This is a genomic window from Streptomyces silaceus (assembly GCF_001419745.1).
Classification (GTDB): domain Bacteria; phylum Actinomycetota; class Actinomycetes; order Streptomycetales; family Streptomycetaceae; genus Streptomyces; species Streptomyces silaceus.
The window spans coordinates 1-4,814 of sequence record NZ_LIRJ01000419.1 but is presented as its reverse complement, the minus strand read 5'-3'; the positions used below and the strand labels follow the sequence as shown (position 1 = coordinate 4,814).

5 protein-coding genes are annotated in these 4,814 nt (G+C 72.8%); all 5 read left to right on the top strand.

The features are described 5' to 3' along the window. The coding region (locus AOK22_RS32105; protein ID WP_157872335.1) for an MFS transporter at positions 1-347 on the top strand (347 nt) is incomplete at its 5' end. A 145-nt stretch (positions 348-492) separates the two neighbouring features. After that, positions 493-1,179 (top strand): snapalysin, encoded by a 687-nt coding sequence (gene snpA, locus AOK22_RS32100; protein ID WP_055702233.1) that lies wholly within the window; start codon positions 493-495, stop codon positions 1,177-1,179. Positions 1,180-1,266: 87 nt separating this feature from the next. Continuing rightward, positions 1,267-3,255: a transglycosylase domain-containing protein gene (locus AOK22_RS32095; protein ID WP_079036961.1), complete on the top strand. Its 1,989-nt coding sequence runs from the start codon at positions 1,267-1,269 to the stop codon at positions 3,253-3,255. Between the two features lie 87 nt (positions 3,256-3,342). After that, positions 3,343-4,212, top strand: coding sequence for a MerR family transcriptional regulator (locus tag AOK22_RS32090; protein WP_425264094.1), 870 nt, complete (start codon positions 3,343-3,345; stop codon positions 4,210-4,212). A 180-nt stretch (positions 4,213-4,392) separates the two neighbouring features. Beyond that, the coding region (locus AOK22_RS32085) for a trypsin-like peptidase domain-containing protein (RefSeq protein ID WP_167357908.1) at positions 4,393-4,814 on the top strand (422 nt) is incomplete at its 3' end.

Genomic DNA, 4,814 nt, shown 5'->3' with positions numbered 1-4,814 from the left:
TCGCCGGCGCCGGGCTCGCGCTGCCGCTGACCGGGCTCGCGCTCGGGCTGCCGCTGCCCTGGCTGCTGCTGTGCACCGTGGCCGCGGGCATCACCCTGGACATCGCCGCCGTCACCTGGGTGACGGCCTTCCAACAGCACGTCCCCGAGGACGAGTTGGGGCGGATGAGCTCCTTCAACCAGGTCGGCGAGCGGCTCGCGATCCCGCTCGGCTATCTCGTCGTCGCGCTCATCTCCCCCGTGTTCAGCGACCGTTCGGTGCTCCTGGTCTGCGCGGGGATCATCGTGGTGTCCTGCGCCCTCAACCTGTGCGTACGGGACGTGCACCGCGTCAGAAGGCTGCCGTGACGCGCACGTCGCGTGCCCCACGGGCCACTTGATGCCGTCGCGTTATCGCCGAATGGCATCGGCGCAAACACGCCCCGCGCTCCCGATACTCGTCCCGACCGGAGGCCGCACCCGCAGGCCTCCATCCCGGAAGGGACACACCCCCATGAACAGATCCAGGATCAGCCTCGCCGCCGCTCTCGGCGCGGCCTCCCTCGTGGCCTCGCTCGCCGCCGCCCCCACGGCGTTCGCGGCCCCCGCCCCGGCACCCGACTCCGTCAAGCCCGCCACGACGCACGCCACGTCGTCGTACACGGGCTCGGCCCAGGAGGAGGCCGCCAACCGGCAGTTCTTCGAGGCCGTCATGAAGTCGGCCCTGAAGAAGCAGGCGGAGAAGCCCGGCATCCAGGTCGTCACCGTCACCTACAACACCAGCCGGGCGCCCAGCTTCCGCAGCCAGATAGCCCAGAGCACGCAGATATGGAACTCCTCGGTCAGCAACGTGAAGCTGCAGGAGACCAGCTCGACCGGCAACTTCCAGTACCGCGAGGGCAATGACTCGCGCGGCTCGTACGCCTCCACCGACGGGCACGGCCGCGGCTACATCTTCCTGGACTACCGGCAGAACCAGCAGTACAACTCCACCCGTGTGACGGCGCACGAGACCGGCCACGTGCTCGGTCTGCCCGACCACTACTCGGGCCCGTGCAGCGAGCTGATGTCGGGCGGCGGCCCCGGCACGTCCTGCACCAACGCCTACCCCAACGCCCAGGAGCGCCAGCGGGTCAACAGCCTCTGGGCCAACGGGTTCGCCACCCTCAAGGACAAGGGCGCGCTGACGAAGGTCCGCTGACTTCACCGCTCCTCCCCGAGCGGACTGTTACGTACCGATAACAGCCTCCCGGCCAACCCGGCCGCGTGCGGCGCGCTCTCCTCCGGCATGGGGACACACACGCAGGGGAAGAGTCCGCGTCGCCGCGGCCGGCGGCAGCCCGCCGCCCGGCGGCGCCCGGCCGGCCGGCGCGGACAGCGGCGCCGCCTCGTCGACTATCCGCGCTCCGGCCGCTCCGGCGTCCGCCGCTGGCTCCCGTCCTGGCGTCAGCTCCTCGCCACGACGGGCCTGTTCGTCACCGCCGTCGCCGGGCTCTTCGTCTGCGTCTACGTCAGCGTGGACATCCCCGACGAGAACGCGGCGGCCCGCCGCGAGGCCAACGTCTACTACTGGTCCGACGGCACCCAGATGGTGAGCACCGGCGAGGTCAACCGGCAGATCGTCGACCTGGACCGGATCGCCCCCTCCGCCGTCGACGCGGTGATCGCCGCCGAGAACGAGACGTTCTACGAGGACTCCGGGGTCTCCCCCAAGGGTCTGGCCCGCGCCGTCGTGAACATGGCCCGCGGCCAGGAGACCCAGGGCGGTTCCACCATCACCCAGCAGTACGTGAAGAACACCTACCTCTCGCAGGACCAGACCGTCACGCGGAAGGTCAAGGAGTTCGTCATCGCGCTGAAGGTGGACCGCAAGAAGAGCAAGGACGAGATCCTCAAGGGGTACCTCAACACCAGCTGGTTCGGGCGCGGCGCCAACGGCATCGAGGCCGCCGCCCACGCCTACTACGGCATCCCCGCCAAGGACCTGGACCCGAGCCAGGGCGCCCTGCTGGCCGCCGTACTGAAGGGTGCCGAGCAGTACGATCCGTCGATCAGCCGGGCCAACCACGAGCGGGCGCGCGGGCGTTGGGCGTGGATCCTGGACCGGCAGGTCGACGTCGGCCTGATGTCGAAGAAGGAGCGGGCGAAGTACCGCACGTTCCCCGAGCCGCGCCGCCAGTCGCGCTCCACCAGCCTCGGCGGCCAGACCGGCTATCTCGTCGACGTCGCCAACCGCTACGTGAAGCAGCACACCGGCCTCACCGACGAGCAGTTGGCGCGCGGCGGGTACCGGATCCACACCACCTTCGACCGGCACCAGGTGCGCCGCATGGAGCGCGCCGTGCGCCGCGTCCTCGCCCGCGACCTCGATCCCAAGGGCCGGGCGGCCGACCGGCACGTCCAGGTCGGCGCCGCGTCCGTGCGGCCCTCCGACGGCGCGGTCCTCGCGCTGTACGGCGGCCGGGACGCCACCGAGCACTTCACCAACAACGCCGACACGTCCGGCGTCCCGGTGGGCTCCGCGTTCAAGCCGTTCGTGCTGGCCGCCGCGCTGGAGCACGGGGTGTCCGTGCGGGGTCCCGGCTTCGCCGAGGCGGGCCTCAAGAACCGTGTGCCCGGCGTGCGCGAGAGCGTCCTGGCCGACAGCCGCTACGCCGCCGACGGCACCCTGCGCGTGGCGGCCGGCTCCCCCGACCCCGACCGCCCCACGCTCGCCGAGGCCCTGGTGTCCGGCGGCAACGCCACGTACGTACGCCTGGGCGGGGACGTCGGCCGGGACAGGGTCCGCGCGACGGCCGTGGACGCCGGGCTGCTGCGCCAGAGCATGGCCCGACTGGAGCCGACCTTCTCCATCGGCACGTCGACGCCCAGCGCGATCCGCATGGCCACCGCCTACGGCACCTTCGCCAACGACGGCGTGCGGCGCGACCCCTACTCGGTGACGAAGGTCGTCAAGGACGGCGTGGCCCTGCCCGGCCTCGCCCCCTCCGCGTCCCGGCGCGCGCTGGACCCGCAGGTCGCCCAGGAGGTCACCGACGCCCTGCGCGCGGGCGGCAAGCGGATCGGCGAGGACGTCGCGGTGGGCCGCACCGGCGACCAGGACCGACTCAGGTCGGCCTGGTTCACGGCGTTCACCAAGGATCTGTCGACGGCGGTGACGCTGTTCCGCGTGCGGCCCGACGAGCCGCGGCTGCTGCCGCTGTCCGGGGTCGGCGGAAGCAGGTCCGAGCGCGGGAACGTGCTCGTGCCGCGGATCTGGCAGGAGTACACCCGCTAGCCGGGCGACGCGGTTGACCTTGCCCCTGGGACAGACCCCACCGTCTGCGTCACCGGGCCGACCGGCCCGGTGACGGAGGATGACCCCGTGAACGTGGAACACGACGACGAGCTGTTGTCCATCGGCGCGTTCGCCGCCCGCGCGCGGCTCTCGCCGAAGGCGCTGCGGCTGTACGACCGGCTCGGGCTGCTGGCCCCCGCGCACGTCGACGAGGCCAGCGGCTACCGCTACTACCGGCCCGACCAGGTCGAGCGGGCCCGCACGGTCGCGCTGCTGCGCCGCCTGGACATGCCGCTGGCGGCCGTCGCCGACGTCGTCGCGCTCGACGGTGAGCGGGCCGCGCGCTCGCTCGACGGCTACTGGGCCGGGGTCGAGGAGCGCTTCGCGGAGCAGCGGACGCTCGCGCGGTACCTCCGTGGCCGACTCTCGGGAAGGAAAGCCGAGTTGTACGCGACATTCGAAGTGAAGACCGTGGACGTGCCGGAGCGGTACGTCATCAGCGAGACCCGGCACGTGCGGGCGAACGAGCTGCCCGCGTGGATCTCGGGCTCCGCCGAACGCCTGGAGCGGGCGGCCCGCGAGGAGTGCGGCGGCATGCCCGGCCCGCACTACGTCGTCTACCACTCCGAGGTGACCGAGGAGAGCGACGGGCCCGCCGAGTCGTGCGTGCCGGTCGCCGACGCGGAGGCGGCCCGCGCGTGGGCGCGGCAGCGGGGGCGCACGGCGGACCTCACCGTCCGCGCGGAGCCCGCGCACCGTCTCGCGTACACCAGGATCACCAAGGCACAGGTGTCGTATCCGCAGATCATCGCGGCCTTCGACGCCGTGGAGGCCTGGGTGTCCGAGCAGGGTCTGACCGTCACGGGGCCGTGCCGCGAGGTGTACTTCGTGGACTGGGCGGAGACGGGGCCCGAGGACGAGGTGTGCGACGTGGCCTTCCCCGTCTCGTCGGCGTGAGGTCCGGCGCTCCGGGGGCCTGAGCGCACACCCGGCAGGAGGGGGGCTCCGGACGCGGGGTCCCCCACTACCTCCCCATGCAGCGCAGGCGTCATACCCCTCCCCCGCACCTATCCTGAGGAGGCAAGGAGGAGGCTGCGGGGGGCTGCCGAAGCTGCGGACGGGGGCGTCGACTCTCCGATGGACCATTCCAGTTGGCGGGTGCGGCTGCGCCGGTGGGCGGCATCCGGAAGCGGCGACGTGCTGGGCGCCGGGGTGCTGTTCGGCACCGACCGCGTCCTCACCTGCGCCCACGTCGTCCGCGACCCGGCCACGGGCCGCCGCCCCGACCGCGTGCAGGTCGAGTTCCCGCTGTTGCAGGGCCTGACCCGCACCCCGCGCCGCACCGCGACCGTCGAGGCCGGGCACTGGGTGCCGCCCTTCGGCAAGGCGCAGGGCGACCTCGCGGTGCTCGTCCTGGACGAACCGGCGCCGGTCCCCTCGCCCGTCACCCTGCACCGCACGCTCGACTACCGGGGCGCCCTCGTCCTCGTCGACGGCTTCCCCGAGCACCAGTCGGGCGGCCAGTGGCTCACCGGCGCGTGCCGGGGGCCGGGCGGGGA

Coding starts and splice junctions, on each gene's coding strand:
- snpA (WP_055702233.1), top strand. CDS start 493: ATGAACAGATCCAGGATCAGCCTCGCCGCCGCTCTCGGCGCGGCCTCC.
- AOK22_RS32095 (WP_079036961.1), top strand. CDS start 1,267: ATGGGGACACACACGCAGGGGAAGAGTCCGCGTCGCCGCGGCCGGCGG.